Here is a 26080-nt window from a genome sequence, read left to right as displayed (position 1 = left end):
GATGGAACTGAAGAAAACTCTCGGGCTGGTAGGTGCGGCGACGCTTCTCTCGGCCCTTCCGGCGCTGGCGCAGGAGGCGGCCACTGCCGAGGCAGTCACCGAAGTGGTTACCGAGACGATGGACAAAGGCGATGTCGCCTGGATGATGACCGCGACGCTTCTCGTCCTGTTCATGATCCTGCCGGGCCTCGCGCTGTTCTACGGCGGTCTCGTCAGGTCGAAGAACATGCTGTCCGTTCTCATGCAGTGCACGACCATCTCTGCCTTGTGCATGGTGATCTGGGCGCTCTGGGGCTATTCCTTCGCCTTCGGCGGCGGCACGTCGCCGTACTGGGGCGGGATGGGCAAGCTGTTCCTCTCGGGCGTGACGGCGGATTCCATGGCTGCCACTTTCACCGATGGCGTCGTGATCCCGGAATACGTGTTCATCGCCTTCCAGATGACATTCGCCGCCATCACCCCGGCCCTGATCGTCGGCGCCTTCGCCGAGCGCATCAAGTTCGGCTCGCTGATGGTCTTCATCGCGCTCTGGGTGACCTTCGTCTATTTCCCCGTCGCGCACATGGTCTGGGACGCCTCCGGGCTGATCTTCAACTGGGGCGCCATCGACTTTGCTGGCGGCACCGTGGTCCACATCAACGCAGGCATCGCGGCACTCGTCGGCTGCATCATCATCGGGCCGCGCGTCGGTTTCCGGAAGGACAACATGGCGCCGCACTCGATGACGCTGACGCTTGTCGGAGCCGCGATCCTCTGGGTCGGCTGGTTCGGCTTCAACGCGGGGTCGAACCTCGAGGCGAACGGCGGTGCGGGTCTCGCGATGATCAACACCTTCCTTGCCACGGCTGGTGCAATCCTCGCCTGGAACATCATCGAGAAGATGACCCGCAAGCACTCTTCCATGCTGGGCGCCGCCTCGGGCATGATCGCCGGTCTCGTCGCGATTACGCCGGCCTGTGGCACGGTCGGCCCGATCGGGGCGATCGTCCTCGGCGCCGTCGCGTCGCTCGGATGCTACTTCTTCGTGGCCGTCATCAAGAACAAGTTCGGCTATGACGACAGCCTCGACGTGTTCGGCATCCACGGCATCGGCGGCATCATCGGCGCCGTCGGCACGGGCATCTTCACCGCTCCGGGTCTGGGCGGCACCGGCGGCGACGACTACTCGCTCGCTGGCCAGACGATGATCCAGATCCAGGCTGTGCTGGTGACGGTGATCTGGTGTGGTGTGGTCTCCTTCATCCTCTTCATGGTTGTGAAGGGCCTGATGGGCCTGCGCGTGACCGAAGAGGAAGAGCGCCAGGGCCTCGACCAGACGAGCCACGGCGAATCCGCTTACAGCTACTGACGGTCCTCCCCCTGATGTGGCCTATCTGCCCGGGCGTTCGCGCCCGGGCCTTTTCAATCCCGGGACAGGGACACAAAAGAGAACGGCCCGCCTCCGGTCAGGAGACGGGCCGTTCGCTCATCAGCCGTTCAGGGTTCAGCCCGCGACAAGGCCCATCTGTTCGAGTTTCAGGAGAACCTGGTGGGCGCAGTGGTCGACCTCGGTGTTCTCGGTGTCGAGGCTCAGTTCCGGGTTCGCAGGCACGTCGTAGGGATCGGAGATGCCGGTGAATTCCTTGATCTTGCCCTCGCGCGCCAGCTTGTAGAGGCCCTTGCGGTCGCGGCGCTCGCATTCTTCGAGCGACGTCGCGACGTGGACCTCGACAAAGGCACCGAAGGCTTCGACGTCCTCGCGAACCGCGCGGCGGGTGGTGGCATAGGGTGCGATCGGTGCGCAGATCGCGATGCCGCCGTTCTTGGTGATCTCGGAGGCGACATAGCCGATGCGGCGAATGTTCAGGTCGCGGTGTTCCTTCGAAAAGCCCAGTTCGCTCGAAAGGTTCTTCCGCACGATATCGCCGTCGAGAAGCGTGACGGGGCGACCGCCCATCTCCATCAGCTTGACCATCAGCGCGTTCGCGATGGTCGACTTGCCAGAGCCCGAGAAGCCGGTGAAGAACACGGTGAATCCTTGCTGCGATCGTGGCGGATAGCGGCGGCGCAGTTCCTTGACGACTTCGGGGAACGAGAACCACTCGGGGATCTCCAGACCCTCGCGCAGACGGCGGCGCAGTTCGGTGCCGGAGATGTCGAGGATCGTCGCGCCTTCTTCGACCTCGTCGCGGGGCTCGTACTGCGCTCGCTCCTGGACGAAGACCATCTGTTTGAAATCGACCATCTCGATGCCGATCTCGTCCTGGTGCTTGGCGAACAGCTCCTGCGCCTCGTAGGGGCCGTAGAAGTCCTCGCCCTTCGAGTTCTTGCCGGGCCCCGCATGGTCGCGCCCGACGATCATGTGGGTGCAGCCGTGGTTGCGGCGGATCAGACCATGCCACACCGCCTCGCGGGGGCCAGCCATGCGCATGGCGAGGTTTAGAAGCGACATGGTGGTGGTGGCGGTAGGGTAATTGTCCAGAACCGCCTCATAGCAGCGGACGCGGGTGAAGTGATCGACGTCGCCCGGCTTGGTCAGGCCCACGACCGGATGGATCAGCAGGTTCGCGGCGGCGTCCTTGGCCGCGCGGAAGGTCAACTCCTGGTGGGCACGGTGCAGGGGGTTGCGCGTCTGGAAGGCGACGATGCGACGCCAGCCCAGCTTGCGGAAATAGGCGCGCAATTCGTTCGGCGTGTCGCGGCGAGCCTTGAAGTCGTAGTGGATCGGCGGCTGGATGCCAGTGATCGGACCTCCCAGATAGACCTTGCCCGCGTGGTTGTGCAGGTAGTTCACCGCAGGGTGGGCGCTGTCGTCGGCGCCGAAGACCTTCTCGGCCTCGCGTGCCTTGTCGGGGGTCCAGCGGTCGGTGACGGTCATCGTGGCGAGGATCACGCCTTCCTGGTCGCGCAGGGCGATGTCCTGGCCAAGCTCCACGCCCTCGGCAAAGGCTTCCGCGACGTCGAGCGTGATCGGGATCGGCCAGAGGGTGCCGTCCGCCATGCGCATGTTCTCGACAACGCCCGTATAGTCTTCCTGCGTCAGAAAGCCCTTGAGGGGGTGGAAGCCACCACTCATCAGAAGCTCGAGGTCGCAGATCTGGCGGGGCGTCATGTCCCAGCTCTTGAGGTCGGCGGCTTCCTTCTTGAGCTTTTGCGCGCTTTCGTAAGAGACATAGAGCTCGGGGATCGGGGCGTGGTTCGCGATTTGCATTCGGTCACTCGGTCAATTCATTGAAGTCGCGCGCAGGTACACGCCAGTGCCTGCGGAACGCAAGCATGTCGGACCCGATTAGGTCGGGCTGTACCGCGCCTGCACTAGTTTCCGCCGAGGGCATTCCACAATCCTTCGATTGAGCGGGAGACTGTTCCCGAAGCATCCGCAAAGCCCACCCGTACGGCTCATCGCGTGCGGTTTTCCAGCGGTGCAGCCGGGAAAACATCACGACGCCGTGACCCCGGAAACAGCGGGGCAGAAGCGCCCGTGGTTGTCTGCAGAGGGGGCGAACATCTTGCCCCACGAGATGGAGAACTAGATGAAAACCGTTGCCCTGACCTTCGCCGCCCTGCTGGCCGCGTCGTCCGTTTCCGCCGAAAGCCACTCGATGGCCAACCCGATGGTGGGCGGTGCCGAGATGTTCGCCGACAAGAACATCGTCGAAAACGCCGTCAACTCGGCCGATCACACCACGCTCGTCGCCGCCGTCCAAGCCGCCGGCCTTGTCGAGACGCTGTCGGGCGAAGGCCCCTTCACCGTTTTCGCGCCGACGAATGATGCCTTTGCCGCGCTGCCGGCTGGTACCGTCGAAGACCTGCTGAAGCCCGAAAACAAGGATCAGCTGACCAAGATCCTGACCTGCCATGTCGTCGCTGCGGACGCGATGTCGGACGCGATCATGGGCATGATCGACGATGACTCCGGCAAGCACCCGGTTCCGACTGTCGGCGGCTGCACGCTGCAGGCGACCTATGAAGGCGACAAGATCATGCTCGAAGACGAGATGGGCAACGTCGCGACCGTGACGATCGCCGATGTGGACCAGTCGAACGGCGTGATTCACGTCATCGACAAGGTGCTGCTGCCGGCTTCCTGAGTTTCCCCCTGAGTAACGAGTGAAAAGCGAGGAGCCGCCCTGCCGGAAGATCGGCAGGGCGGTCTCCTATTCGGCGGCGTCGACCGGGGCGCCATAACCCAGGGGCTCGGTCTCGTCCTTGCCTTGCACCTCGCCGACTTCCGCCAGGAAACGCTCGGCCTCGAGCGCCGCCATGCAGCCCATCCCGGCTGATGTGACGGCCTGGCGATAGACGTGGTCGGTGATGTCGCCCGCCGCGAAGACACCAGGGATCGAGGTTGCCGTCGAGTCGGGCCCGGTCACGACGTATCCGCCGTGATGCAGGTCCAACTGGTCCTTCACGAGTTCGGACGCCGGCGCATGGCCGATGGCGACGAAGAAGCCCTTGCAGGGGATCTCGGTGATCTTTCCGGTATGGACGTCCTTCACTCGCACCGCTTCGACGCCGCGCGGCTGGTCGCTGCCCACGACCTCTTCGATCGAGTGGTTCCACAGCACCTCGATCTTCGGGTTCTTGAACAGCCGGTTCTGGAGGATCTTCTCGGCCCGCAGTTCGTCTCGGCGGTGGACCAGCGTGACCTTCGACGCAAAATTGGTGAGGAACAGAGCCTCTTCAACGGCCGTGTTGCCGCCTCCGATCACCACGACGTCCTGGCCGCGGTAGAAGAAGCCATCGCAGGTTGCGCAGGCCGACACGCCGAAGCCCTTGAAGTGCTCCTCCGACGGAAGCCCGAGCCACTTGGCCTGGGCGCCGGTGGCGAGGATCAGAGCGTCGGCGGTGTAGGTCGTGCCGGAGTCGCCTTTCGCCGTGAACGGGCGACGGGAAAGGTCGAGCGACATGATGATGTCGGGCACGATCTCGGTGCCGACCGAGCGGGCATGCGCCTCCATCTTCACCATCAGGTCCGGCCCCTGGATCTCGATCTCGCCCGGCCAGTTCTCGACCTCGGTCGTTATGGTCAGCTGGCCTCCGGGCTGGATGCCCTGGATCAAGACGGGGTCGAGCATCGCGCGGCTGGCGTAGACCGCGGCAGTATAACCTGCCGGCCCGGACCCGATGATCAGCACCTTGGCGTGTTTCGTCTCGGCCATGTCGTCCCCCTATGGCGTCTTGCGGTGGAGAGATATCCTCGTCTGTGAGCGATTTGAAGATTGCGGCTGCGTTTCCGTGAATCCGGCGCGAAGGCTTTTCCAATGTTGCGCAATTGGGAAATTATATTGCGCAAGACACGGTGCGCCTGTAGTTTTTGAAAAACCCTCAGGTGGAGACGCGGCTCATCATGGCGCACCAGAAACTCGACGCGATCGACCGCAAGATTCTCGCCGAGCTTCAGGCCGACGGGCGCATGACGAACGTCGAGCTCGCCAGCCGTGTCGGCATCTCGGCGCCGCCCTGTCTTCGCCGTGTCCGGACCCTGGAGGAGCAGGGTTACATCAAGGGCTATCATGCGTCGGTCGATGTTCGCGCCCTTGGCTTCGAGGTGCAGGTTTTTGCGATGGTCGGGCTGCAGAGCCAGGCTGAAAGCGACCTGTCCGCGTTCGAGAAGCGCTGTCGCGATTGGCCTTTGGTGCGCGAGTGCCACATGCTGAACGGCGAGGTGGATTTCATCCTGAAGTGCGTGGCACCCGACCTGTCGACCTTTCAGCGGTTCCTGACCGAAGAGCTCACGTCGGCGCCGAACGTGGTCGGCGTGAAAACCTCGCTGGTCATACGCTGCGCCAAGGACGACCCCGGCGTGCCCTTCGACGTGCTCGAGCAAAGGCTCGTTCGGTCGGCCTGATCAGATGATCGAGAGATAATCCTCCGCTGTCAGGCGAGGTGCCGCCAGCCTGCCGAAATCCCGGATTGTCGACAGGTGCGGGAAGAACGCCATGTAAAGCGCCAGCATCTCCTCGGACAGGGACAGGGGAAGTTCCGGCCCCGGATGGAAGCTCTCGACCTCGAGCCCGGCCGCCAGAAGCGTCTCATGCCCTTCGCAGGCCAAGTGGTAGACGCGTGTCGGCGACAGCGGCGTGACCTCGATGACAGCCGTTCCGTCGGCCATCGCCGACAGGGGAACCAGGGCGGCTTCTGACCCGATGGCGCCCCGGATCTTGGCGTCGCGATCGAGCCTGCGGGCATGGGGACCGAAGGTCTGGTCCTGAACGGGGCGCGCAAGGCCGAAGGCATCGGGCATGACGCGGTACATTCGGTCCGGACGGTCGGCGAGCGTCGGCGCCCCCGGCACGAGGGTGATGGCGCCCTTCCACAGAAGTTGGCTGACCTTGCCGTTCGCGCATTCCAGATGCATCCCGGGTTCAAGATCCTCGATGGCGACAGGCCCGTCGGTCGTCTGGAAGAGAACACCGTGGGAGAAGGCGCCGAAGGCCTGTTCGAAGGCGGGCAACGCAGGGGCGACGGTCGTGCTGCTATGGACCTCGCCGTCTTCGAGCCATTCGATCTCGAACCGGCGGGTGACGCGCGACTTCGGCAGGGCCGGGGCTGCGGGAACGGGTCGGGTGTCGCGGCGGGCCGTCCAGGGCGTGGACGTGGCATGGCGCGACTGTGCGAAGGACCTACTACTCATCAGAACCTCTACTCGTTACGGGCCGGCGAAACGCGCCGGCGGGACCTCAGGCTTTCGACGCGGCGGCATACCTCACGGTCGATCGGGCGGACGCCCTGCGTGTCGGAAGTACGGGACCCTTCTGGGCTTTGGCCGCTTCGATCACACTGCGCATCCAGCGCGGCTTCGACGTCATGTCTGCCAGTCCTTGTCGCTTGGTCCGTCCTGTTGCGGACAAGACCTTGCTGACAGCGCAATTGGGCGAGGTGATGACGGATTGAAGGAAATTCGGTCGCGCTTTCGCGCAGATTTTCACAAACGGATGGCCGAGATCAGTCGTCCGTAATCGGCCTCGCGACGATGAACGCTGCGGCGGTACGAATAGAATCGGTCCGGTTCGGAAAAGGTACAGTGGCCGATCCACTGCGCTTCGCCGACGCCGGCGCTTCGCAGCCGGTGCAGGCCGAAGCCTATCAAATCAAAGAGATAGCGGTCTCCTTCGCCGTTCGCGAAGAAGCGTGTGTTGGCGCCGTCTTCGTCCGCGAAACGTTCCAGGAACTCCGGCCCGACCTCGTAGGCGCGCTGGCTGATCGAGGGGCCGATGACGGCGGTGATCGCCTCGCGAACGGCGCCGAGGCCCTCCATGGCATCCACCGTCGCTTCGAGAACGCCGTCGAGTGCGCCCTTCCATCCGGCGTGGGCAGCACCGATGACTCCGTTCTGCGTGTCCGCGAACAAGACGGGCTGGCAATCTGCGGTGAGGACGGCAAGCGCAAGACCGGGCGTGGCGGAGGCCATCGCGTCGGCTTCGACCGGGCGCTCGGTCGGCGCGTCGAGCGTCAGTGCCCGTGCGGAATGCGTCTGGTGTACGGTCGCCAGCCGGTCTGGATCGACCCCGAGGGCCTGCGCCACGCGTTTGCGGTTGATCGCCACCATCTCGGTCTGGTCGGTCGAGCCGAAGCCACAGTTAAGACTGGAGAATATGCCGGACGACGCCCCTCCCTTGCGGGTGAAGAAGCCGTGGCGCACGGCCGCGAGCGCTTCGGACGTCAGGACTTCGATCATGGATCGAATCCGGGGGGGGCGGGAGTCTTCGGTCGATAAAGGGCCATTGCCTTGAAGAGCGTTCCCATTTCCTCGGGATGCGTCAAGCGGCGATGCGCGGCGATGTGCCGCTCGATGGCGTCGCCGCTCATTCCCGCCGCGAGAACCTCAGCGCGCACCGTGATCCCGAGCCGTTCCAGAAAGACGCCCTGCGGCGTCATCGGCGTGACGGCGACACCATCTGCGGAAGCGGCTTGGGACAGCGCTTCGAAATCGACGTGAGCGGTCAGGTCGGCAGCCCCCGGAGCGTCGAGCGGATCGACCGTCGCGTGATCGCTCACCGCCTGGAACGTGTCTCCGAGAGAGCGCCAGCCGCCGTAGTCGACGATCAGCGCCACGCCGTTGCGCGCTGCCACACGGCGGGCGATGTCGCGCACGATGGCGAGAGACGGCGCGGAGGTTTCGACCACGTCGCCCTCTCGGGTGTCTGCAAGCGGCGGCTCCAACGGTTCTGGACGCGACGGGCCGGACAGCCCGAAGACGAGGGCACCCTCCGACAGACCCACGACCCGCTCGCGCCACGCCGGGCCATCGCGGCGAAACTGGCGGATCGGAAGGGCGTCGAAAAACTCGTTGGCGACAAGGTAGAGAGGTGCGTCATCTGGCACGTCACCGAGGCTGTCATGGTGAAAGATCGGGCGACTCACAGTCTCGCGCTGTTTGTCGCGCAGGATGGGCGATGCCTCGACCATGTGCAGCGAAAGGGCCTCATGAAAGCCTGGCACACCGCGCGTCGCCCGCAGAAGATCCGCCATCAGAGTGCCGCGCCCGGGGCCCAGCTCAACAAGTTGGATCGACGAGGGCGATCCGCGATCCGTCCAGGCCTGCGCCAGGCAAAGGCCCAGAAGCTCGCCGAACATCTGGCTGATCTCGGGCGCCGTGGTGAAGTCGCCCGCCGTCCCAAGCGGGTCCCGCGTGACGTAATAGCCGTGCCGGGGGTGCGTCAGGCATTCCGACATGTAGTCGGCGAGGGTCATCGGACCCGCGGCCCGGATCCGCGCGATCAGGACGTCCTTCAGGCTCACGCCGTCCGGCGGGCGCGCCGCCACGCGAGGACCAGAAGCCCCAGGCCGACGAGGATCATGGGCAGCGACAGCCTTTGTCCCTGCGTCAGGCCCCAGCTTCCGAACTGGACCGCATAGCCCAAGGGGTTGTCTGGCGACATGAATTGAGGATCGGCCTGCCGCACGAATTCGACGAGGAAGCGCGAGACGCCATAGCCTGCGAGGAAGACGCCGATCAGCGATCCCGGGCGCTTGAGCCACCCGCTGCGGAACGACAGCCACAGAAGAAGACCGCCGAGGAGGATGCCTTCGAGCGCGGCTTCGTAGAGCTGCGAAGGATGGCGGGCGCAGAGGCCGGCAATCTGGGGGCAGGTCTGTGCTGCGGCGCCCGGAAAGATCACGCCCCAAGGAAGGTCCGTTGGACGCCCCCAAAGCTCGGCGTTGATGAAGTTCGCGATGCGGCCGAAGAACAGTCCAGGAGGCACCGCCACAGCAAGCCCATCGCCGAACTTGAGGATGTCGATGCCGTTCTTCCAGGAAAACACGAGGCCTGCGATCACGACTCCCAGGAAACCGCCGTGGAAGGACATGCCACCCTCCCAGACGCGAAGGATCGCCATCGGATCTTCGAGAAACTGGCCCTCGCCGTAAAACAGGACGTAGCCCATCCGCCCGCCAAGGATGATGCCGAGCACGATCCAGGTCAGGAAATCCTCCATCTGCGGGCGGGTGAGGGGCGGCGTGTCGCCGGCCCAGAGATGCGCGCGGTCGCGCAGGGCGCGGAAGATGTAGTAGCCCGCGATCACCCCCGCGATATAGGCCAGCGCGTACCACCTGATCGGCACGGTGGCGAAGCCGAGCGGGATTTCGACCAGCACGGGAGAGATGTCGGGGAAGGGGATCGCGAAGCGCATGACGCGCGAGAGGTGCCAGCGCGCGAGGGTGGCGTCAACCTTGCAGAGCGGGGCGCGTGGGCCATATAGGAGGGGAACACGACCCGGAGATGGCACGATGCAGACCCGCAACAAGATCCTCGATGACCTGTCGCAGCTCATGACGAACGCCATGGGTGTCGCCCAGGGTGCGCGGGACGAGGCCGAGACGGCCTTCAAGGGCATGGTCGACCGTTGGCTCGCCGACCGCGATTTCGTGACCCGCGAAGAATTCGACGCCGTGCGCGCCATGGCTCAGAAGGCGCGGGAAGAGAACGAGGCGCTGAAGTCGCGTCTCGATGCGCTCGAGGCGCGCAAGACCGACGCCTGAGGTCTGCCCGGGCCGCTTCTTGCCCGTCACGTTCCGTCATCCTGCCAACCCGCCGATGGACCCGTCGGTCGAGGTGGGTCTGACGTTATCCCCCGGAAAATGCCGCGCTGCCGAAATTTGGGGTTTACAGGATCCCGCTTTAGGCACACCATATCTCGTAAGGTCGGGCGCTAATCACTACCGGACCTAGAGCAGTCATCAAAGCATGGGGCCAGAAGAGCACCCGGCGCAACCGATGAGGCAGGGCGCATGTCGCTGAGCGAGCATTTCTCGGAAGACCTTCATCCCATTGATATCGTCGAAACCCTGGCCGAGCACCACGACTGGGACTTCGACCGCGTGGGAGACGACCAGATCGCCATGGCGGTCGAGGGCCAGTGGCGGACCTATTCGATCACTTTGGCCTGGTCACCGCAGGACGAGACCCTGCGTCTGATCTGCACCTTCGAGATGGATCCCCCCAAGGCACGGCGGCCGGAGCTGTACGAAACGCTCAACGCGGCCAACGACCTGTGCTGGGCTGGCGCATTCGCTTACTGGCAAGAGCAGAAGCTGATGGTCTGGCGCTATGGCCTCGTGCTTGCGGGCGGCCAGTATGCCGCGCCCGAGCAGATCGACACCATGATCCGTGCGGCCGTCCTGTCCGCCGAAAGGTTCTACCCCGCCTTCCAACTCGTGGTCTGGGGCGACGAGGACCCCGCGAACGCGATGAAGATCGCCATCGGCGAGACCTACGGGCGCGCCTGATCTCGTTTCGCCCGGCGCGGCCGACCTCCCTTCGGTCGCACATGGGCATCGCTCCGGGCCGCCACCGCGCGGCCCGGTGTCTTGTCCGGCAGGCGTTCCCCTGATCCTCCAAATCCCGTAAGTACGGAACAGGAGGGACGATGATGGATTTCACCTCGATTTCGGACAGGGGCCTCGTGCTTCTCGGCTGCGGCAAGATGGGCGGCGCCATGCTTAAGGGCTGGCTTGCCAAGGGCTTGGCGCCAATGTCGGTCAGCGTCGTCGATCCCAACCCGGCGCCCTGGCTTGCGGACACCGGTGTCTCGGTCAACGGCGCTCTGCCGTCCGATCCGGCGGTGATCGTCGTTGCCGTGAAGCCCCAGATGATGGCCGAGGCGATGCCGGGGCAGACCGGGTACGGCGGGGGACGGACGCTGTTCGTGTCGATAGCCGCTGGAACGCGGATTGCGACTTTCGAGAAGATGCTGGGCGAGGGCACGCCGATCGTGCGGGCGATGCCGAACACTCCTGCGGCCATCGGGCGGGGGATCACCGCAATCGTGGGAAATGCGGTTGCGAGCGAGGCGCAGGTTTCCCTTGCGGAACAACTGCTTGCGGCCGTCGGCCAGACGGTCCGGCTGGAGAGCGAAGACCAGATGGACGCGGTGACGGCGGTGTCGGGGTCGGGACCGGCCTACGTGTTTCACCTGATCGAGACGCTGGCGGCGGCGGGCGAGGCCGAGGGATTGCCGGCGGAGTTGGCGCTGGAACTGGCGCGGACGACCGTCGCCGGGGCGGGGGCGCTGGCGATGGAGGCAGAGGAGGATCCGGGTCAGCTTCGGGTCAACGTCACCAGTCCCAACGGCACGACGGCGGCTGCGCTCGAGGTGCTGATGGACGAAACGCGCGGCTTTCCGGCGCTTCTGAAAGAGGCTGTCCACCGGGCGGCCGAGCGGGGACGGGAGCTGGGAAGGCAATGATTTCGTTTGACGATTTCCTGAAAGTCGATATCCGCGTGGGCGTCATCACGCGGGCGGAACCGTTTCCGGAGGCGCGCAAGCCGGCCATCAGGCTGTGGGTCGATTTCGGGGCGGAGCTTGGCGAGAAGAAAAGCTCGGCGCAGATCGTGAAGCACTACGATCCCGCCACACTGCCCGGTCGCAAGGTGCTGGCGGTGGTGAATTTTCCGCCGCGCCAGATCGGCCCGGTGATGTCCGAGGTGCTGGTGCTGGGCGTGCCGGACGAGGAGGGCGAGGTGGTCCTTCTGACCCCGGATCTGGACGTGCCGGTCGGTGGGCGGATGTACTGACAGCGCAGTTCGGCCAAGTCATTGAAATGGATCGAAACGAGCGGTCAGAGGGTTTCGGTATCGCGTCGGTATCGCGTCGGTGCGCGAAAAACGGAAATCCGTCAGGACCCGGGAGCGCCGGTGATGATCTCGATCAGCTTCACGACGTCCGCGGTCCGGACCGGCTTTGTGAGGATGTGACATCCGGCGAGATGCGGAGGCAGGGCCGAGGCGTCGTTGCCCGAGAGGAAGAAGAACGGCACGCCCTGCTCCATCAGATCGGTGGCGAAGGCGAAGGATGTGTCGGAGCCCAGATGCATGTCGAGGATGGCGAGGCCGGTCGAAGATCCATCCATGAGGGCGCGCGCCCTTGCGACGGAGGTGGCGCAGACGGCGACGAAACCGCGGTCGGACAACTCGTCCTCGAGGTCCATCGCGATGAGAGGATCGTCCTCGACGATCAGCACGCGCATTCCGGTCATCACAAGGCCATCGCCAGGCGGCAGCGGACGCCTTCGGGAGCGTAGTCGATGACGGCCTTGTCGCCGTCGAGGCTGAAGCTCCGCTCGATCAGCCGCGTGCCGAAGCCTTGCCGGGTCGGACGCTCGACTTCGGGTCCGCCGCGTTCGCTCCAATCGAGGCGCAAGACCCGCTCGGGCGCCGGGTCGATGCGCCACTTTATGTCGACGCTTCCGCCGTCGGTCGAAAGAGCACCATATTTCGACGCATTGGCCGCAAGTTCGTGCAGCACGAGGCCCACCCTGTGCGCAAACTCGCCAGGCAGAAGGATATCGTCGCCCGAAAGGGCAAGGCGTTCATCGTCCGCGGCGTAAGGTCCGACCTGCCCCCGAATGAGGGCGGCGAGCGCCACGGCCTGATGCTCGGACGCCACAAGAAGATCGTGCGACGCGGCGATGGAGCGCAGTCTCGCATCGAACGAGGTGCGGAAATCGTCGGGCGAAGAGGTGCTCCGGATCGTCTGACCGGCCATCGACTGAATCGTGGCCAGCGTGTTCTTGACGCGGTGCGCGAGTTCCTTGATGAGGAGTTCCTTCTGCGCCTCGGCTCTCTTGCGTTCGGTGATGTCCGCGCCGGAGGGAATGAGTTCGACGACATTGCCCGCACCGTCCCGCACCGGCGCGATCTGGAAGTCGATCCAGATCCGCTGATCGCCCGCGATGCGGATTTCGGCGTCGTAGCGGACCCTCTCGCCCTTGGCGGCGGTCGCGACGGCCTCTTTCAGGCGATCCTGCGTCGCCACGTCGAAGTTCCACCAATAGCAGTCCCAGAAGGGCAGTCCGATCAACTGGTCGCGGGACAACCCGGAGGCGGCGACGGCGGGGGCGTTGGCTTCGAGCAGCCGCCCGTCGGTCGACAGGACGCCCACGAAGGCGACCACACCGTCGATCAGATTCCTGAGCCTTTCCTGACCCTTGTGGACCTCGGAGACGTCGGCGAAAGACAGCGCCAGGCCGTCGCCCGCGCGGGCTGCCGTGGTGCGGAACCAGGCGACGATGCCGCCGTGATCGTAGTGGAATTCTCGTTGCCAGGTCTGTCCCGTCTCGATCACCTCGACGTAGGCGTCGAAGAGCCCTTCGTCCCGGTTCCCCGGCATTTCCACAAGAAGGAGGCGACCCACGAGATCGTCGGGATTGCGGCCGACGATGTCGCCTGCGGCGGCGTTCACGAAGGTCCATTCGAGGTCGACGATCGCGCCCTCGTCGGACCGGACCGGCTTGAGCATCATGAAGCCGTCGGGCGTGACGTTCTGGAACGCGACGAACGCATCCTCGGGCGCGGCGAAGCTCGGCCGAGCGACGTCTCGGGAGGAAGGTCTTGTCATGTCAGACGGTCAATCACGCTCCGGGTTCTTGTGTATTTTGTCATGCGGCAAAGGGCATGTCACGCGCCTCTTCGCCTTCACGGTGATGACGCCGCCGGACGGTCTCCCGTCGCCTCGCGCCAGTGAAGCCGGCACAGCGAGACGTAGGTCTCGTTGCCACCGATCTGGACCTGATCGCCCTCGGTGAGGGCGCGGCCGTCCTCGTCCTGGCGGACGACCATAGTCGCCTTCCGGCCGCAGAAGCAGATGGTGCGCGCCTCGCGCATTTCGTCGGCCAGCGCCAGCAGAGCCGCGGAGCCGGGAAAGAGCTCGCCCCGGAAGTCGGTGCGCAGGCCGTAGCACATCACGGGCAATTCGAGGTCGTCGACGGCGCGGGCGAGTTGCCAGACCTGCGGGACGGTCAGGAACTGCGACTCGTCCACGAAGACGCAGGCGACGGGACCCTGTCTCTGCCGCCGTTCGAGGAGGACGAAGAGGTCGCTGTCGCGGTCGAAGACGTCGGCCGACGCCGTGATGCCGATCCGGCTGGCGATGCGTCCTTGCCCGGCGCGGCCGTCGATGGAGGCGGTCAGGAGATAGGTCTGCATTCCGCGTTCGCGGTAGTTGTAGGACGCCTGAAGCAGAAGCGTCGACTTGCCCGCGTTCATGGTCGAGTAATGGAAGTAGAGCTTGGCCATGACCCTGCCCTACATGAGGCGCGGAGGCGTGGAAAGATGGAGCGGCAGGGGGCATCACGGCGGCTTCCCGCGCTGACGCGAACAATTCGAAAAATGCCGCAGGATTGAATACCTAAAGGCCCGGTTGCGCCACAATTCCGGCCAATTCTGCCGATAGACCCGGGTAGGTCACGACAAGCAGGTGGCGGCTTACCGGACTATATTTCCTTGGGAAATCAGGGACCGACGGAAAGCCTCCCCTCTGATCGGGACACCGACTTGGGTGAGACATGGACGCAGGGCCGCAACATCACGATACGGGACACCAGGAGTCCTTCGCTGACGCGCTGAAGCCGGGTACCGAGCTTCTGCACGGCCAGTTCCGTATCGAGAAGTTCCTGAACGCCGGCGGCTTCGGGATGACCTACCTTGCGCGGGACAGTCTGGACCGCATCGTCGTCATCAAGGAATGCTTCCCGTCGTCCATGTGCTGCCGCAATAACGGCAACGTCATGGCGCGGTCGCGCCAGCATCAGGCGGAATTCGACTCGGTCGTGAAGCACTTCGGCGCCGAGGCGCGCCGTCTGTCCAAGCTTCAGCACCAGAACATCGTCGGCATCCACCAGGTCTTCGAAGACAACATGACCGCCTACATGGCGCTCGACTTCGTGCGCGGACGCGATCTGCTGGACACCATCGAAGACCCCCGGATGAAGCTGCATCCCCGGGACGTGAAGGACATCCTTCTGAAGTGTCTCGAGGCGGTTCACTATATCCACACCAACGACGTGCTGCACCGGGACATCAGCCCCGACAACATCCTGATCGACGGCAAGGGCAACCCTGTCCTGATCGACTTCGGCGCAGCCAAGGAAGAGGCGACGCGCGCGTCGCGCGCGCTGTCGGCGCTGCATGTCGTCAAGGACGGGTATTCGCCGCACGAGTTCTATATCGCGGGCTCCACGCAGGATGCCTCGTCCGATCTCTATTCCCTGGGCGCGACCTTCTATCACGTCCTGACCGGAGCCGCGCCGCCGGACAGCCAGGCGCGCGTCAGCTCGATCGCCGCGGACCGGCCGGACCCGTACCAGCCGGTCTCGGGCCGATTCCCGCAGTTCGAGGACGCCTTCCTCCACGCCATCGACAAGGCGCTGTCGGTCTTTCCGCCCGACCGGCTTCAGTCGGCGCGTGAATGGATCGAGCTGGTCGACACCGAACGCCGGAGGTCCGCCGCCCTGGCGCAGGCCGAGCTCGACCGCAGGATCGAGCTGTCGATCTCGCGTCTCGTGCAAGAGACGAACCGCGCGGTCGAAGCCGACATAAAGGCTCAGGAGACCAAGCAGGCGGCCGAGCGGAAGGAGGCGCAGCGCCTTCAGAAGCTGGTCGAGGAACAGGCGCGCCAACGCAAGAAGACGTTGGACGAACTGGCGATGCTCGACGACCACACCTTCATGGAGCAACAGGACCGCGCGCGGGAATATTCCGCTCAGCGATCCGCGAACAAGGCCCATGACTCTATCAACGGCACTCCCCGCAAGAAGCGGTCGCTTCTAAGCAGGGTGCTTCCCTTCGGCCTGCTGCGCGGAACGTTCCGAAGCGGCCGGCGATCGGATTATCTGTGAGAGGCAGCGAGATGAAGATTTTGTCCAGGATGTTGTCAAAGAAGATCGAGCCGAAGGACGCCATGCGCGATCTCGACTTCGAGAACAGGCTCGGCCAGCTGTCTCCGCGTGCGGACGACACCGGCACGGTGAACAAGAGCACGTCAGGGGCGGCCCCCGAGGCGCGGGACGATCTGCGTCCGCGCGGCGAAGAGCCCGACGTGGCGGCTTCGGGCTGGAACGACGCCGACTGGGAAGACGAGTGGGACGACGAGGACTCGTGGGGCGAAGACGACCTCGATCCCGAGACGCGGCGCCAGACCCAGGACCGCAAGCACCTTGTCGGCGAGATCCGCGAAGCGATGGAATCGGTCAGCCGGAACTCAAGCCCGTCGCGTCCCCGCGTCACGTCTGAGGCCGCGGCGTCCGATGCCGACGTGTCAGGCCGCAAGGCCCGGGCGCGCAGCCAGCTGAACACCTTCGCCGACGAGGCCGAGGAGCGTATCCTCGAGAAGACCGAAACCCAGATGACGGACCGCGAGACGAGCCGCCGCCGTTCGGCGATGGCGCACCTCAAGGCCGCCGCCGCCGCGACGAAGGCCGACCGCGTCCTGAGCCATGTCGCCAGCCGGGATCCCACGGCCGACCCCGAGGAGCAGAGCCCCTATCGCGATGACCTCGCCAAGGTCGTCCGGCCGCATTCGACCAGTCGGCCGATCAGCCGCCAGGTCAGCCGGCCCAACACCCGCTCGCCCATCTGGGACCAGGGCGAGGGCGACGAGGATGCGGCGCTTCACGCGGCCGCCGGAGAAGGTCTCGACGCGGACTCTTTGTCCATCGAGGCGGAACTCGCCGCCGCCGAGGCCGAGCGTCTGTCGCGCGCCCCTGCCGAACTGAGCGAAGCCGACTTCGGGGAAGATGACGGTTTCTCGGTTCCGGTCAGGAGCAAGCCTGCCCCCGAAGCCGACAATGCCTTCGGCGACATCGACGAAGAAGAGTTCGACGACGAAACCGACGATGCCTTCGGGGCGGCCGACCGCTTCGACAGCGACGACGAGGATGACGACTTCACGCCGCGCCCGAGCCGCGTCGTTTCCGAAGCCGTGGCCTTCGCGCGCGGCGAGACCGACGACATCCGGGAGACCCCGCCGTCGGACATGCGCCGCAAGATCTGGGAGATCGCCGAGGACGTCGCCACCGAAGTGAAGCGCGTCGCTCACGACGACGCGCCCGAGCCGATGGTCGAGGTCTCGACCGCGATCTCCGGCCGGGCCGGGCGCGCAGGTCGTGGCGCCGGTCGCGTCAAGACACGCCTTCTGGGCTTCCAGGCGGACGGCGCGGGTCCGCGCGATCTCTTCGCCGAGGCCGCCACGCAGGAGGTCGCCCGGACCGAGGGCATGGCTCCCGCCGGTCCGGCCGAGTTTCCCGCCGGTTGGATCGTCGTCGTCGACGGACCTGGCCGCGGCGCGTCCTTCACCCTGCGCTCGGGCGTCAGCCAGATCGGCCGGGGCGAGGAGCAGGCCGTTCGCCTGGACTTCGGCGACACCTCGATCAGCCGCAACAACCATGCGGCGGTGGCCTTCGACGACGAACAGAGCAAATTCTTCCTCGGTCACGGCGGCAAGTCGAACCTGGTGCGCCTGAACGGCAGGCCCGTCCTGTCGACCGAAGAGATGTCCGACGGCGACATCATCCGCATCGGCGAGACCACGCTGAAGTTCATCGCCCTTTGCGACGAGAGCTTCACCTGGGCATCGAAAGGCCACGACAGCCAGAATGCGTGACGCGCCGGACATAAGGTACGACGTCGCGTCGGTCCTGAATCGTGGCTATCGCGATTATCAGGAAGACGCGATCGCCACGGATTTCCCGCTTGGCGCGGAGTTCGGCTATGCCGTCCTTTCGGACGGCATGGGCGGCCACGCGGCGGGGGACGTGGCCTCGAAGATCGTCGTCACCGAAGTCTATAGCGAGCTGAAGTTCCAGACCTCGGATCTGGATACCTTCGCCGCCAACGTCGGCAGCGTGCTCAAGTGCGCCGCCGTCTCGGCGAACGAATGCATGGCGGCGCACGCCACCTCGAACCCGCACACGGCAGGCATGGGGGCGACGCTGGTGGCGCCGGTGTTCATCCGCGACACCCTGTTCTGGATCTCGATCGGGGATTCGCCGCTCTACCTGTTCCGCAACGGCCGTCTGCGGCAGTTGAACGAGGATCACTCGCTCGGGCCGCACATCGACTACATGGTCCGTTCGGGCATGATGACGGAAGACGTGGGCCGCAACCATCCCGACCGAAACGCGCTGACCTCGGTCCTGATCGGCGAGACGATCGAGCGGATCGACTGCCCCGACCGCCCGTTCCGGCTTCAGACCGGCGACATCCTTATCGTGGCGAGCGACGGTCTTCAGTTCCTGACGAACGGACAGATCCTCGAGATCGTGCGCCAGCACGAGGAAGAGGGCGCGATCACCATCGCCGAGCGCCTTCTCGAAGAGCTGCGCGACCTCGACGATCCTGAACAGGACAACGTCTGCTTCTCGGTCATCAAGGTCGAGATTCGGGGCGGCGCGGCGGACGGAACGAATGTCCTGACGCACGAGTTCGAGCGGACCGACAACCGGCCGCTTCGGGTCAGGACGCGCCCGGTCGTGGCGGCGGTGAACGAGACCGCCGGCGTGGACACGGGCGAAGACGACGAAGACGACTACGTGGAAGACGACGTGCCAGCGGCTCCCGCCGCATCCGCCAGCACCGGTTCGGCGAATACGAACGGTCGCGGCAACGGTGGCGCCGGTTCGCCGATCTTCCTTCGGCGACGCTGGCTTGCGACCGACGGTGGGGCATGAAGGACAACGGAAACGACGATAGGGTCATCGACAGGCTGCGCTGGGCGCTGGAAGGGGACAGGCTTCCCGCGAACGCGAAGGATTACGCCACGCACCTGGTGAACCGGCTGTCGCAGCCGGTGCGCGTGTCCGTCCTGGGTCTGCCGGGGTCGGGCAAGTCCGAGCTGGTCAACATGTTCGCGGGCCATCGCGTCCTGCCGAAGAACGCCGCGCTGCCGACGACGGAACTTGTGTGGGGGCCGACCGAGGCCATCACCCTGACGTCGTCCACCGGCATCGTGAGCCGGATCGACGGCATCGATTTCGATCAGGTCGCGCGGTCGCGGGCGGCGTTTCTCAAGGTCGAGCTGCCGATAGAGATCCTCAAGCGGATCAACATGTTGGAGGTCGTGACCGACGGCGGACGCGAGGATATCGAGTCGGCCGTCGACTGGGCCGTGCGGCGTACCGACATCGCGCTGTGGTGCACGCAGGGCTTCGGCGCCGCCGAGCGGGCGGTCTGGCGTCGTGTGCCGGACGGGCTGAAGGACCACGCGTTCCTGATCCTGTCGAAGGCGGACGTGCTTTCGGCCGAGAAGCTGCTGTCGGCGCGGGTGACGGAGCTTGAGTCCGTCGTCGCCGAGGAGTTCCATTCGATGTTCGCGGTCGCGACGCTGCAGGCGCTGAGAGCGCATGGCGCGTCCGGGGTCGACGAGTCGATGTTCCATGCCTCGGGCGGGGCCGCGCTTCGCGCCGAGCTTCTGCGCCATGCCGAGCGTGGCCGTCGCGCGGACCTGGATTCGGCGCACATGTTCCTGGCGCGCTATCAGGTTCCCGAGGCCGTCGCGGCGCCGGAGGCGGCCGAGGCAACCGAACCCGCGCCTTCGCCCGTTGCGAACGCGCGGGAGGCTCCCGCACCCGTGGCGGCGCCGGTTTCGAAACCCGCAGCGCCCGTCGCCGTCGAGACGCCGAAGCCTGTCGCCAACGCGGCGCTCTTCACCGAGGCCGTCCGTTTCCTGAAGCGGCGCGGCGAGGGGCTGGCGGGGATCGCCGCGGACCTGGGCGAAGGCAATGCGAAGGACCTGGTCGACAGTTGCGTCGACGTGGTCGAGCACCTCACCGATCTCTTCGCGCAGGACGAGACCGGATGCGCCGCGGCGGATGCCTTCATGGACGAACTCGCCGAGGCATCGGACATGATGATCCTGATGCAGGTCGAGGACGGGGACGGTCCCGCGGCGGACGCCGTGACGTTGCTTCTGCAACTTCGACGCGACCTTGAAATGCAGCTCGCAGCCTGACGTAAACAAAGGCCCGGGCTCGCAAAGATTGACCGGAAACACGCCACAAAATGGCCATGTTAACCGGGAAATGTGCAGGCTTGCAGGAGTCCGGAAAGAGTCCGGCAAGTGTTTCGATGTAAAGGCCTTTGGCAGGACGACGATGAACTTGGATGCGAACATCAAAGCCGGGGCCGAGCCTCGCACCGCGAGCGCCGCCCTTCTCACCGTCGGGTTCGAGGGGCTTCAGCCGTTCCTAAAGAAGTCGAAGGACCTTCGCCACGCTCTCGTCCGGCTGGGCAAGATCGGCGACAAGGCGACGAACCGGGCGGCACGCAAGCTTCACCACCAGCTCAAGCACGCCGAACCCTCGGTGACGATGATCGGACAGGTGAAGGCCGGGAAGACCTCGCTGGTCAACGCCATGGTGGGAACGCCGGACCTCTTGCCCGCGGACGTCAACCCCTGGACGTCGGTCGTCACCTCGCTGCACCTCAACCCGAACGTCACGCCGCAGGACAACGCGGCCAGCTTCCGTTTCTTCGACATGGAGGAGTGGGCGCGTCTTCTGGACCGTGGCGGCCGCATCGGCGAGTTGGCCGCCCGCGCCGGGGCGGAGGAGGAACTGGAGAAGGTCCGCGCCCAGGTCGTCGAGATGCGTGAGAAGTCTCGGAAGCGCCTCGGCGACAAATTCGAGATGCTGCTGGGTCAGCAGCACGACTACACCTATGTCGATGGCGACCTGATCGAGCGCTACGTCTGCCTCGGCGACGATTTCGAGGACGACACCGAGACGAGCGAGGCGCAGGGGCGTTTCGCCGACATCACGAAGTCGGCCGAGCTGTTCCTGCACCGCCCCGAGCTTCCGATGCCGCTGTGCATCCGCGACACGCCGGGCGTGAACGATACCTTCATGATCCGCGAGCAGATCACCATCCGCGCGATCCGCGAAAGCCGGATCTGCGTCGTCGTGCTGGCCGCGCACCAGGCGCTGTCGACGGTCGACCTGGCGCTGATCCGCATGATCGCCAACGTGAAGTCGCGCGAGGTCGTCATCGTCGTGAACCGCGTCGACGAGCTTCCCGATCCCATGGCGCAGATCCCCGAGATCCGCGAGAGCATTCGCAAGACCCTGGCCGAGCATGACGGGCCGAAGGACGCCCAGATCATCTTCACCTCGGCGTTCTGCGCCAATGCCGCCCTTCGCGGCCAGACGGATGCGGTGGACGCGCGGACGCTGGACGCCATGGTCGAATGGGCCACCGCCGAGGGAAGGCTCGACGGCCGCGACTATTCGGATGCACAGCTTCTGTGGCGCATCTCGGGTCTGCCCGCGATCTATGCCGCCCTCAGCGAGCGCATTTCGGAAGGCATGGGGCAGGAGCTTCTGGACCGTGTCGCAAAATCCGCGATGAACCTCGCCAACGGGCTGAACGCGCAGCACCAGGTCGTCTCGCGGCGCGAGAACGACAAGGATCTGCCGCCGCTCGACATCGCCGAGATGGACAGCGCGCTGAACAGGATCGAGCAGACTGCGATCAAGGCGATGTCGGACACCTTCGACGAGGCCATCGCGGACTTCCACAAGCGGCTGGAACGGTCGCACCGCAGCTTCCTCGAACGTGCCACGGGTTCGCTTCTGCACCACCTCGACACGCATGGCGAGGACGAGCTTTGGGAATACGATCCCACGGGCCTGCGCATCCTGATGCGCACCGCCTATCAGGTCTTCGGGCGAAACGCCCAGGCCGGGACGAAGAAGGTGCTTCTGAAGACGGCGCAAGACTATGCCGGGCTGTATCACCGTCTGTTCGATGTGTCGGACGAGGGCTTCGGGATCGAATCCCCCTCGGCCCCGCGCATCCCGTCGCCCGTGCTTCTGGGCCAGACCATCGCTCTTGACCTCAAGGGGACGTGGTGGACGCGCTGGTGGCACAAGCGCCGGGGCTATCGCAACTTCGCGACCGAATTCGCTGACATCATCAAGGCCGAGACGGATCCGATCGTCGACGCGCTGCGCGGCGCCCATGCCGAATCCGTGCGCGAGGCGGCGATGCAGTCACTGGACGAATTCCTGACCGAACAACGCGCGATCCTCAGCCGCATCGCCGATCAGGCGATGTCCGAACCCGACTCGATCGGCGACATGATCGACGAGAACACGGCGGCGTCCAAGCGGGCGCAGCTTCAGCAGACCATGGCGGACCTGACCGGGTTCGCTGCCTGACGACTGACAAGGAACGTTCACCATGAGTGGTTACGATCAGCTTGCTCAACGGTTCGAGACAGAGACGGAGGCGGACGACGCCTTGCGGCCGGACCCTGTTGCCGAAGGGTCGGACGACGTCGAGCCCGCACCGGGTCCGCTGGTCCTGACCCAGAGCGACGCGGTGGACAGCGCTCGCGTCGCGTCCGAAGCGCGCCGGCCCCTGTCAGCGCCCGGCCCCCGCAAGCCGCGCGTCGCCCTGATGGGCGAGTTCAGCGCCGGCAAGAGCACGCTGTCGAACCTCCTGATCGGCGAAGGTGCGCTGCCGGTGAACGTCACCGCGACCCAGCTTCCGCCCGTATGGATTTCGCACGGGGACGACGACCCGTTCCGGGTCGATCTCGACGGCGAGGAGCATGACCTCGAGATTTCGGGGCTGAAGTCGGTGAAGGTGGCGAACACGCAGTACGTCCGCATCTTCCGCGAGTCTAAGTTCCTGGAGCTGTGCGACCTGATCGACATGCCCGGCATCTCGGACCCCAACATGGCGGCCGAGGTCTGGCAGCGCGTGATCCACAACGCCGACATCGTGATCTGGTGCAGCCACGCCACCCAGGCCTGGCGGCAGAGCGAGGCCGCGGTGTGGGCCACGATGCCGTCCGAGCTGTTCAGCAAGAGCATCCTTCTTCTGACGCGGATGGACCGCATCCTGTCCGAGCGCGACCGCGCCCGGGTCGTGAAGCGTGTCCAGAAGGAAACGCAGGGGCTGTTCCGCTGTGTGCTGCCCGTGTCCCTCATCAAGGCGCTCGAGGCCGCGGGCGATGGCGAGGCCTGGTCCGAGAGCGGTGCCGACGTCCTTCTGGAGATGCTGGTCGAACTGATCGACGAGGTCGCGAACGGACCGGCGGAACGGCCGCGGTCGCGCGTGCGCTCGGCCATCGTGTCGCGCAGCGTCGACACCTCGATCGGCGAGACGTTCGAGGTTCAGCAGACCAAGATCGTTATGCCGACCCGCGTCCGTCCGCGCCCGCTGCGCGCGCGTCCGCAGATCGACTGAGGTCCAGGGGCGTCACTTGCCCCTGGCGTCGCGCCCGAGGGCTTGCACAGGCGCGCGCTGGCGCCCATTAAGACTCCTGTACACTCGCGCGACACGGAGACCCGCCCGGTATGACGGTTTCAGAGGCCCTGGACGCAATGCGCTCGGACCTTCCGGGCTGTTCTCTGGTGGCCTATACGGACTTGTCGTCGCGTCTGGTTCTGTCCACCTCGTCGGTGGTGAAGCCGATGCAGGAGCAGCTCGACGCCCTGTCGCAGGCGGCGCAGATCGCGCTCGATGGCACGCTGGCGGACGGGGCGGCGCCCGTGTGGGACGACGAAGCGGCGGGAGAGCCTGCGCGGACGGCCCTTCTTCTGACCGAGAGCGAGGCGCGGGTGATCCTGCGCGCCGGCGGTACGTCCGCCGAGGCGCTCGTCTGCGTCTGCACGCCCGACAGCGACCTTGCCGCGGTGATCGCGCGGGGGCAGGCGGCGCTTGACGATATCCTGGCGGCTGCGTGATGACCGGGGACCGGCGTTGAGCGATTTCTCCCGACTCGAGGAAAAGCTGACGAAGCTGCGCGGGCGTGAACGCACTCCCGGCGAGCCGCGCAAGCTGCGCGGCAGCGATGCCGCCGAGCGACTGGCGGCCTTCGTGACCGAGATCGACGAGACGATCCTGCCGCGCCGCCTGACGCTGACGGTCGACGACACGCCCTGGCACTTCGCCATCGCGAACCGGCGGCTTCAGGCGCTGCTCGCCCCGGCCATCGGGGACGCTGCGGCGCTGGCGGGCAAGCCCCTGCCTGACGCGGAGGACCCGAGCGTGCCGGCTCTGGCCAAGGTTCTTCGGGAGGCCTTCGCCGGAGCGGAGACCATCCACATCTCGGCGGTGCGCCTGACTTCGCCCTTTCCGTCGGACGTGGGCGTTCCGGCCCCGATGCTGGCGCGGGTGTGGAACGTGAGTTCGACCGAGAGGGCGGAGGTGCCGCCCGAGGAACGGATGCGCAGCTTCCTGTCGGCTCTCGGCCGCGACGCGCTGGCCTGGCTCAGGATCGACGGCGAAGAGGTCGCCGAGCAGGGCGGCGACGCCGCGCGGGTGGGGCGCATGGCCGAACAGGCGGCCGTTTTCCTGGACGGTTACTTCGGCAAGTTCGACAGCCTCTTTCCCGACCCGGCCCAGTCCTGCGTCACCGTCGTCTCGCCCGGCATCGGCGAGGCACCGTCCGTCCTCTTCGTGGAGTACGGCGAGGCGTCGGCCTTCATCGCGACGCCCACGACCAATGTCGCCCGACTTGCCATGGCCTGGCAGCGGATGGTGACGGAATAGGCCCAGCTCTTCGGATTGTTGGTGGTATGGCCACAATCGCGCCGCTTTTTTCCGTTTGATAGAGAATCGTCGCTAATCGAACAGCCGGAACGGGCGGCAGATTCGCGCCTTCATGGCCGCGGTTCGCCCTTTCGGACAATGGCTGGCGGGCGTATATGAGGAACCGTCGCACGCGAGACGCGGAGTCGCGCGTGGCGGCCAAAAGAGAGAACGGGGCAGCAGCACATGGCTTGGTTCGGCGGACTTTTCACCACCGATATGGCGATCGACCTTGGGACAGCGAACACGCTCGTCTACGTCAAGGGCAAGGGCGTCATCCTCAACGAACCGTCGGTCGTCGCCTATCACGTCAAGGATGGCGTGAAGAAGGTGCTCGCCGTGGGCGAGGACGCCAAATTGATGCTGGGACGCACGCCCGGCTCGATCGAGGCGATCCGCCCGATGCGCGAAGGCGTCATCGCCGACTTCGATGTCGCGGAAGCGATGATCAAGGCGTTCATCAACAAGGTCCACAAGCGCGGCTTCTTTTCGAAGCCCCGCGTCATCGTCTGCGTGCCGCATGGCGCGACGCCGGTCGAGAAGCGCGCGATCCGGACCTCGGTGATGACGGCTGGCGCGAAGAAGGTGGGTCTGATCGCCGAGCCGATCGCGGCCGCGATCGGAGCGGGGATGCCGATCACCGATCCCACGGGCAACATGGTCGTCGACATCGGCGGCGGCACGACCGAGGTCGCGGTGCTGTCCCTGGGCGACATCGTCTATGCGCGGTCGGTGCGCGTCGGCGGCGACCGGATGGACGAGGCGATCGTCAGCTACCTGCGGCGACAGCACAACCTCCTGATCGGCGAACAGACCGCCGAGAGGATCAAGATGACCATCGGCACCGCGCGGATGCCCGATGACGGACGGGGCCAGTCGATGCAGATCCGGGGACGCGACCTTTTGAACGGCGTGCCTAAAGAGACCGAGATCAACCAGGCCCAGGTCGCCGAGGCCCTGGCCGAACCGGTGCAGCAGATCTGCGAAGCGGTGATGATCGCCCTCGAGGCGACGCCGCCCGACCTTGCCGCCGACATCGTCGACCGAGGCGTGATGCTGACGGGCGGGGGTGCGCTTCTGGGCGAACTCGACCTTGCGCTGCGCGAGCAGACCGGGCTGGCGATCAGCGTCGCGGACGAGGCGCTGAATTGCGTGGCCCTGGGCACGGGCAAGGCGCTGGAATACGAAAAGCAGCTTCGGCACGTCATCGACTACGACAGCTAGGGCAGGGACTGACGCCCGCACCGTCGCGTGCTAGTCTGGGCCCGGGCCTTCCTCAGA

25 protein-coding genes are annotated in these 26080 nt (G+C 65.6%); 16 read left to right on the top strand and 9 right to left on the bottom strand.

The window, feature by feature from the left end; translation table 11 throughout:
* Window positions 1–7: 7 nt before the first annotated feature.
* Window positions 8–1348: an ammonium transporter gene (locus tag EF888_RS17335; protein WP_420902677.1), complete on the top strand. Its 1341-nt coding sequence runs from the start codon at window positions 8–10 to the stop codon at window positions 1346–1348.
* A gap of 135 nt (window positions 1349–1483) precedes the next feature.
* Here EF888_RS17335 and EF888_RS17330 read toward each other — a convergent pair whose 3' ends face one another.
* On the bottom strand, window positions 1484–3190 hold the full coding sequence (locus EF888_RS17330) for a bifunctional sulfate adenylyltransferase/adenylylsulfate kinase (RefSeq protein WP_109759613.1): 1707 nt from the start codon (window positions 3188–3190) through the stop codon (window positions 1484–1486).
* A gap of 322 nt (window positions 3191–3512) precedes the next feature.
* On the opposite strand from EF888_RS17330, the gene EF888_RS17325 reads away from it, so the two are divergent.
* Window positions 3513–4070 (top strand): fasciclin domain-containing protein, encoded by a 558-nt coding sequence (locus EF888_RS17325; protein ID WP_109759614.1) that lies wholly within the window; start codon window positions 3513–3515, stop codon window positions 4068–4070.
* A gap of 66 nt (window positions 4071–4136) precedes the next feature.
* Here EF888_RS17325 and trxB read toward each other — a convergent pair whose 3' ends face one another.
* A complete protein-coding gene (gene trxB, locus EF888_RS17320; protein ID WP_109759615.1) occupies window positions 4137–5141 on the bottom strand; it encodes a thioredoxin-disulfide reductase in 1005 nt (334 codons plus the stop codon).
* A 188-nt stretch (window positions 5142–5329) separates the two neighbouring features.
* On the opposite strand from trxB, the gene EF888_RS17315 reads away from it, so the two are divergent.
* A complete protein-coding gene (locus tag EF888_RS17315; protein ID WP_109759694.1) occupies window positions 5330–5830 on the top strand; it encodes an Lrp/AsnC family transcriptional regulator in 501 nt (166 codons plus the stop codon).
* On the opposite strand, the gene EF888_RS17310 is transcribed toward EF888_RS17315, so the two are convergent.
* From EF888_RS17310 to lgt, 4 genes are all read right to left on the bottom strand, one after another.
* Window positions 5831–6616, bottom strand: coding sequence for a Hint domain-containing protein (locus EF888_RS17310; protein WP_109759616.1), 786 nt, complete (start codon window positions 6614–6616; stop codon window positions 5831–5833).
* A gap of 291 nt (window positions 6617–6907) precedes the next feature.
* On the bottom strand, window positions 6908–7660 hold the full coding sequence (gene pgeF, locus EF888_RS17305) for a peptidoglycan editing factor PgeF (RefSeq protein WP_109759617.1): 753 nt from the start codon (window positions 7658–7660) through the stop codon (window positions 6908–6910).
* Window positions 7657–8724 (bottom strand): class I SAM-dependent methyltransferase, encoded by a 1068-nt coding sequence (locus EF888_RS17300; protein WP_241239720.1) that lies wholly within the window; start codon window positions 8722–8724, stop codon window positions 7657–7659. The genes pgeF and EF888_RS17300 overlap by 4 nt, the downstream gene beginning before the upstream one ends.
* Complete coding sequence (gene lgt / locus EF888_RS17295) at window positions 8721–9617, bottom strand: prolipoprotein diacylglyceryl transferase (RefSeq protein WP_109759618.1); 897 nt, start codon at window positions 9615–9617, stop codon at window positions 8721–8723. Before lgt ends, EF888_RS17300 begins: the two co-directional genes overlap by 4 nt.
* A 97-nt stretch (window positions 9618–9714) precedes the next feature.
* On the opposite strand from lgt, the gene EF888_RS17290 reads away from it, so the two are divergent.
* The 4 genes from EF888_RS17290 (at window position 9715) to EF888_RS17275 (ending at window position 12001) form a co-directional block, all read left to right on the top strand.
* Entirely contained in the window at window positions 9715–9966 is a 252-nt protein-coding gene (locus EF888_RS17290; protein ID WP_109759619.1) for an accessory factor UbiK family protein, read from the top strand.
* A 249-nt stretch (window positions 9967–10215) separates the two neighbouring features.
* Complete coding sequence (locus EF888_RS17285; RefSeq protein WP_109759620.1) at window positions 10216–10713, top strand: type III secretion system chaperone family protein; 498 nt, start codon at window positions 10216–10218, stop codon at window positions 10711–10713.
* A gap of 143 nt (window positions 10714–10856) precedes the next feature.
* A complete protein-coding gene (gene proC / locus EF888_RS17280; protein ID WP_109759696.1) occupies window positions 10857–11672 on the top strand; it encodes a pyrroline-5-carboxylate reductase in 816 nt (271 codons plus the stop codon).
* Complete coding sequence (locus EF888_RS17275) at window positions 11669–12001, top strand: tRNA-binding protein (protein WP_109759621.1); 333 nt, start codon at window positions 11669–11671, stop codon at window positions 11999–12001. The genes proC and EF888_RS17275 overlap by 4 nt, the downstream gene beginning before the upstream one ends.
* 101 nt (window positions 12002–12102) lie before the next feature.
* Here EF888_RS17275 and EF888_RS17270 read toward each other — a convergent pair whose 3' ends face one another.
* The 3 genes from EF888_RS17270 to EF888_RS17260 all read right to left on the bottom strand — a co-directional run bounded on the left by EF888_RS17270 (window position 12103) and on the right by EF888_RS17260 (window position 14500).
* Window positions 12103–12462, bottom strand: a complete 360-nt coding sequence (locus EF888_RS17270; protein WP_109759622.1) for a response regulator — start codon at window positions 12460–12462, stop codon at window positions 12103–12105.
* On the bottom strand, window positions 12462–13823 hold the full coding sequence (locus tag EF888_RS17265) for a sensor histidine kinase (protein WP_109759623.1): 1362 nt from the start codon (window positions 13821–13823) through the stop codon (window positions 12462–12464). The genes EF888_RS17270 and EF888_RS17265 overlap by 1 nt, the downstream gene beginning before the upstream one ends.
* 77 nt (window positions 13824–13900) lie before the next feature.
* Complete coding sequence (locus EF888_RS17260; protein ID WP_109759624.1) at window positions 13901–14500, bottom strand: thymidine kinase; 600 nt, start codon at window positions 14498–14500, stop codon at window positions 13901–13903.
* Between the two features lie 269 nt (window positions 14501–14769).
* On the opposite strand from EF888_RS17260, the gene EF888_RS17255 reads away from it, so the two are divergent.
* From EF888_RS17255 to EF888_RS17215, 9 genes are all read left to right on the top strand, one after another.
* Window positions 14770–16101: a serine/threonine protein kinase gene (locus tag EF888_RS17255; RefSeq protein ID WP_206508357.1), complete on the top strand. Its 1332-nt coding sequence runs from the start codon at window positions 14770–14772 to the stop codon at window positions 16099–16101.
* 11 nt (window positions 16102–16112) lie between these two features.
* Window positions 16113–17864, top strand: coding sequence for an FHA domain-containing protein (locus EF888_RS22355; protein WP_241239719.1), 1752 nt, complete (start codon window positions 16113–16115; stop codon window positions 17862–17864).
* Window positions 17857–18930, top strand: a complete 1074-nt coding sequence (locus EF888_RS17245) for a PP2C family protein-serine/threonine phosphatase (protein WP_109759625.1) — start codon at window positions 17857–17859, stop codon at window positions 18928–18930. Before EF888_RS22355 ends, EF888_RS17245 begins: the two co-directional genes overlap by 8 nt.
* Window positions 18927–20210 carry a P-loop NTPase family protein gene (locus tag EF888_RS17240; RefSeq protein ID WP_109759626.1) on the top strand — a complete coding sequence of 428 codons (1284 nt, stop codon included), beginning with the start codon at window positions 18927–18929 and terminating at the stop codon, window positions 20208–20210. The genes EF888_RS17245 and EF888_RS17240 overlap by 4 nt, the downstream gene beginning before the upstream one ends.
* 142 nt (window positions 20211–20352) lie before the next feature.
* On the top strand, window positions 20353–22416 hold the full coding sequence (locus tag EF888_RS17235; protein WP_109759627.1) for a dynamin family protein: 2064 nt from the start codon (window positions 20353–20355) through the stop codon (window positions 22414–22416).
* Window positions 22417–22438: 22 nt separating this feature from the next.
* On the top strand, window positions 22439–23452 hold the full coding sequence (locus EF888_RS17230; protein ID WP_109759628.1) for a dynamin family protein: 1014 nt from the start codon (window positions 22439–22441) through the stop codon (window positions 23450–23452).
* Between the two features lie 110 nt (window positions 23453–23562).
* A complete protein-coding gene (locus tag EF888_RS17225; RefSeq protein ID WP_109759629.1) occupies window positions 23563–23952 on the top strand; it encodes a hypothetical protein in 390 nt (129 codons plus the stop codon).
* Between the two features lie 16 nt (window positions 23953–23968).
* Window positions 23969–24760 carry a hypothetical protein gene (locus tag EF888_RS17220; RefSeq protein WP_109759630.1) on the top strand — a complete coding sequence of 264 codons (792 nt, stop codon included), beginning with the start codon at window positions 23969–23971 and terminating at the stop codon, window positions 24758–24760.
* Between the two features lie 225 nt (window positions 24761–24985).
* Window positions 24986–26023: a rod shape-determining protein gene (locus tag EF888_RS17215; protein ID WP_109759631.1), complete on the top strand. Its 1038-nt coding sequence runs from the start codon at window positions 24986–24988 to the stop codon at window positions 26021–26023.
* The last annotated feature ends 57 nt before the right edge of the window (window positions 26024–26080 follow it).

Source organism: Silicimonas algicola, assembly GCF_003970735.1.
GTDB classification, from domain to species: Bacteria; Pseudomonadota; Alphaproteobacteria; order Rhodobacterales; family Rhodobacteraceae; genus Silicimonas; species Silicimonas algicola.
This window is presented reverse-complemented; position numbering and strand designations above follow the sequence as displayed.

Coding starts and splice junctions, on each gene's coding strand:
- EF888_RS17330 (WP_109759613.1), bottom strand. CDS start 3,190: ATGCAAATCGCGAACCACGCCCCGATCCCCGAGCTCTATGTCTCTTAC.
- EF888_RS17325 (WP_109759614.1), top strand. CDS start 3,513: ATGAAAACCGTTGCCCTGACCTTCGCCGCCCTGCTGGCCGCGTCGTCC.
- trxB (WP_109759615.1), bottom strand. CDS start 5,141: ATGGCCGAGACGAAACACGCCAAGGTGCTGATCATCGGGTCCGGGCCG.
- EF888_RS17315 (WP_109759694.1), top strand. CDS start 5,330: ATGGCGCACCAGAAACTCGACGCGATCGACCGCAAGATTCTCGCCGAG.
- EF888_RS17310 (WP_109759616.1), bottom strand. CDS start 6,616: ATGAGTAGTAGGTCCTTCGCACAGTCGCGCCATGCCACGTCCACGCCC.
- pgeF (WP_109759617.1), bottom strand. CDS start 7,660: ATGATCGAAGTCCTGACGTCCGAAGCGCTCGCGGCCGTGCGCCACGGC.
- lgt (WP_109759618.1), bottom strand. CDS start 9,617: ATGCGCTTCGCGATCCCCTTCCCCGACATCTCTCCCGTGCTGGTCGAA.
- EF888_RS17290 (WP_109759619.1), top strand. CDS start 9,715: ATGCAGACCCGCAACAAGATCCTCGATGACCTGTCGCAGCTCATGACG.
- EF888_RS17285 (WP_109759620.1), top strand. CDS start 10,216: ATGTCGCTGAGCGAGCATTTCTCGGAAGACCTTCATCCCATTGATATC.
- proC (WP_109759696.1), top strand. CDS start 10,857: ATGGATTTCACCTCGATTTCGGACAGGGGCCTCGTGCTTCTCGGCTGC.
- EF888_RS17275 (WP_109759621.1), top strand. CDS start 11,669: ATGATTTCGTTTGACGATTTCCTGAAAGTCGATATCCGCGTGGGCGTC.
- EF888_RS17270 (WP_109759622.1), bottom strand. CDS start 12,462: ATGACCGGAATGCGCGTGCTGATCGTCGAGGACGATCCTCTCATCGCG.
- EF888_RS17265 (WP_109759623.1), bottom strand. CDS start 13,823: ATGACAAGACCTTCCTCCCGAGACGTCGCTCGGCCGAGCTTCGCCGCG.
- EF888_RS17260 (WP_109759624.1), bottom strand. CDS start 14,500: ATGGCCAAGCTCTACTTCCATTACTCGACCATGAACGCGGGCAAGTCG.
- EF888_RS17255 (WP_206508357.1), top strand. CDS start 14,770: ATGGACGCAGGGCCGCAACATCACGATACGGGACACCAGGAGTCCTTC.
- EF888_RS22355 (WP_241239719.1), top strand. CDS start 16,113: ATGAAGATTTTGTCCAGGATGTTGTCAAAGAAGATCGAGCCGAAGGAC.
- EF888_RS17245 (WP_109759625.1), top strand. CDS start 17,857: ATGCGTGACGCGCCGGACATAAGGTACGACGTCGCGTCGGTCCTGAAT.
- EF888_RS17240 (WP_109759626.1), top strand. CDS start 18,927: ATGAAGGACAACGGAAACGACGATAGGGTCATCGACAGGCTGCGCTGG.
- EF888_RS17235 (WP_109759627.1), top strand. CDS start 20,353: ATGAACTTGGATGCGAACATCAAAGCCGGGGCCGAGCCTCGCACCGCG.
- EF888_RS17230 (WP_109759628.1), top strand. CDS start 22,439: ATGAGTGGTTACGATCAGCTTGCTCAACGGTTCGAGACAGAGACGGAG.
- EF888_RS17225 (WP_109759629.1), top strand. CDS start 23,563: ATGACGGTTTCAGAGGCCCTGGACGCAATGCGCTCGGACCTTCCGGGC.
- EF888_RS17215 (WP_109759631.1), top strand. CDS start 24,986: ATGGCTTGGTTCGGCGGACTTTTCACCACCGATATGGCGATCGACCTT.